Annotated in this window: 2 protein-coding genes; both read right to left on the bottom strand. The window is 46.4% G+C overall.

Features of this window, described 5'->3' with window-relative positions; genetic code table 11:
• A partial coding sequence (locus tag R7P35_RS24450) for a deoxyribodipyrimidine photo-lyase (RefSeq protein ID WP_318092933.1) occupies nucleotides 1–629 on the bottom strand: 629 nt, incomplete at its 3' end.
• A gap of 9 nt (nucleotides 630–638) precedes the next feature.
• Nucleotides 639–1,376 (bottom strand): MerR family transcriptional regulator (locus tag R7P35_RS24445; RefSeq protein ID WP_318092932.1); only part of this gene is annotated, 738 nt, incomplete at its 5' end.

Below are 1,376 nucleotides of genomic sequence, written 5' to 3'. Positions count from 1 at the left end.
TCGTTGGTCGATGCACACCAAGCTTCGCTCGATTCCCTCGGATAAGAGAACGTAAAATCGTCATCAAAACCGTCTTGTTTTACCGCTTCTAACTGCTCACTAGGCAGTTCATTTTGTCTCTGAGGCTTGGATACCGTTGGCAAGGAAAACTTTTGCAACCATGCTCGTTTGAATGGCGTAAATACTTTGAAATACTCGCCTTGCTTGTTGAGTACGGTCGTTGGCGCATGAACGCATTTGTCGTGAAAGGCGTGAAACTCTACCCCACGATTATCCAGTGCTTGAGATACCTTTCTATCCAACTCAACTTCATTCACTTCATAATTGATGTTGACCATTACCGCCATTGCGTTGAGCTTATCCGCCCAATCGCAAATGACTTGTGTACAGTCGTTAAAACGCGGAACTTCTTTATACAGAAGAGGAATGTTTAGCTCTGTGAGCTCTTGATGAACATGCTCAAGACGCCTAGCGATTAAATCCGCCTGCATCGGCGCCATGTGGTGCTCTTGCCACTGTTCTGGCGTTGCAACAAAACAAGCAACAACAGGTTGTCCTGTATCAAGTGCCGCCTTTAACGCCGTGTGGTCTAACGTGCGTAAATCGCGCCTAAACCAAACCAGAATCATGTGGTCTCCTTACTGAATCTGAGTTTGTGCAAGATGAAGTTTCTCAATAACTTCCGAACACTGCACTTGCTCAGGATACCGCGCTAACAGCGCTTTGAATGCTTCCACTTGCTTGGCAGGTAGCGCCTTATTCGAGAACACATAAACACGCTGGTAGCGTTCAATTACGTCGTGACCCACCAAGCCAGAAACGTCGTCCACCTTGTCGATTAAGGTGATGTGGTAACCTTGCTCACACAACTTCGCCGCCTGAATCCAGCTTTCTGCATCTCGACTTTGTTCAAAGCTGATCAACAGACATTTCCCCTTAGTAGATGCTTTGTTTTCAGAATCGATCACCAATGCCAAACGCGTGATTAAACAGGTTTGGAGCAATCCCATCTGCAAAGAGCGCAGCGAGCCCTTAACCAAATCCAATGCTTCAAACACAGGATTGATAAACTGATCTACGACTAAGTTGAGCGGGTACTCTTTCAATACCGATGAGAGGACGCTTTCCGTTTTGCCACGATTGAGTTGCGACAAGGCAGACAGTACGGTTTCCACCTCTTCAAGCGAATGATTTTCTGCACTGATTTCTACATCCGATTGGCCGAGCAATCCTTTCACTTTGCCGATCGCAATGCCTTTGGATAACCAACCTTGAATTTCACGAATCGTATCGAGATCTTGCTGGCGATATAAGCGATGTCCTTTTTCCGTTCTTTGCGGTTGGATTAGGTTATAGCGCCTTTGCCAAGCTCTCAG

Source organism: Vibrio sp. Vb0304 (assembly GCF_033338995.1).
Taxonomy (GTDB): domain Bacteria; phylum Pseudomonadota; class Gammaproteobacteria; order Enterobacterales; family Vibrionaceae; genus Vibrio; species Vibrio alginolyticus.
Note: the sequence above shows the minus strand (reverse complement) of the source record. Positions and strands in the feature narration are given on the sequence as shown.